This is a genomic window from Streptomyces sp. NPDC007162 (genome assembly GCF_040634175.1).
Classification (GTDB): Bacteria; Actinomycetota; Actinomycetes; order Streptomycetales; family Streptomycetaceae; genus Streptomyces.
On record NZ_JBEYFC010000959.1, the window covers coordinates 1 to 1,645 of the forward strand.

The window sequence follows — 1,645 nt, forward strand, 5'->3', positions numbered from 1 at the left end:
GGGTGCGGGCCCCAGCTCGCTTCATTCTCAGGGTGATACGGCCCTGTTTTCGGCCCGTTCTCGCGATTCTCTGCGCCGCTCATTCTGCTGCGGAAATTCCTTGATACGTGCCCGCATCCAGGAAGGTTCCGCGTGAACCGCACACGCACCAATCGCACATATGGCCGCCCCGGCGGAGGCGTCGCTGTGGGCCGCTCCGGCGCTCCGCGTCGCTCCGACGGTTACGGAAACCGACAGCAGGCGCGGGGCGAGTTCGCTCTGCCGGGGACGGTCACGCCCGCGTTGTCGGCTGTCGAGTCGTTCGCGGATCTCTCCATGCCGGCGCCGTTGCTGGCCACGCTCGGCCATGCAGGCGTGACCGTACCGTTCCCGATCCAGGGGGCGACCCTGCCGAACACCCTGGCCGGCCGCGACGTACTGGGTCGCGGCCGCACCGGGTCGGGCAAGACCCTCGCTTTCGGCCTCGCGGTACTGGCCCGTACGACGGGCCGGCGTGCCGAGCCGCGGCGACCACTGGCCCTGGTCCTCGTCCCCACCCGTGAGCTGGCCCAGCAGGTCACCGATGCGCTCGCCCCCTATGCCCGCTCGGTGTGCCTGCGCCTCGCCACCGTCGTCGGTGGAATGTCCATCGGCAGGCAGGCCGGTGCGCTGCGTGCCGGCGCGGAGGTGGTCGTCGCGACGCCCGGTCGGCTCAAGGACCTCATCGACCGGGGCGACTGCCGGCTCGACGATGTCGGCATCACGGTGCTCGACGAGGCCGACCAGATGACCGACATGGGCTTCATGCCCCAGGTCACCGCCCTGCTCGACCAGGTGCGCCCCGAGGGCCAGCGGATGCTGTTCTCGGCCACCCTGGACCGCAACGTCGACCTGCTGGTCCGCCGCTACCTGACCGACCCGGTGGTCCACTCCGTCGATCCGTCGGCCGGTGCCGTCACCACGATGGAGCACCACGTACTCCACGTGCACGAGTCGGACAAGCACCGCACGACCACGGAGATCGCGGCCCGGGACGGCCGCGTCATCATGTTCCTGGACACCAAGCACGCCGTGGACCGGCTGACCAAGCACCTGCTGAACAGCGGTGTCCGCGCCGCGGCCCTGCACGGTGGCCGGTCCCAGTCGCAGCGCACCCGGACCCTGGCGCAGTTCAAGGACGGTCACGTCACCGTCCTGGTGGCCACCAACGTCGCGGCCCGCGGCATCCACGTCGACAGCCTCGACCTGGTCGTCAACGTGGATCCGCCCAGCGACCACAAGGACTACCTGCACCGTGGCGGCCGTACGGCCCGCGCCGGGGAGTCCGGCAGCGTCGTCACGCTGGTGACCCCCCACCAGCGCCGCGGCATGAACCGGCTGATGGCCTCGGCCGGCATCACCCCGCACATCACCCCGGTCCGCGCGGGCGAGGCGGAGCTGAGCCGCATCACGGGCGCCCAGGCGCCCTCCGGGGCCCCGGTGGTCATCACCGCGCCTGTCGTGGAACGCACCCGCCGCGCTCCTTCGCCGTCCCGGGACCGTCGAGGCCGCAGCGGCCAGGGCCGACCCGGCGGCGCGGGGGTGCGCCGCCGGGCGCAGCGGCGGCCCGGGAACGACTCGGCGACCCGGTTGTACATCGCGCACAGCGCGGGCTCGAACTTCGCGC

Annotated in this window: 1 protein-coding gene; it reads left to right on the top strand. The window is 72.0% G+C overall.

Translation table 11 applies throughout. From position 1 onward, the window contains the following. Positions 1–132 precede the first annotated feature (132 nt). A partial coding sequence (locus tag ABZ646_RS46235; protein WP_360533697.1) for a DEAD/DEAH box helicase occupies positions 133–1,645 on the top strand: 1,513 nt, incomplete at its 3' end.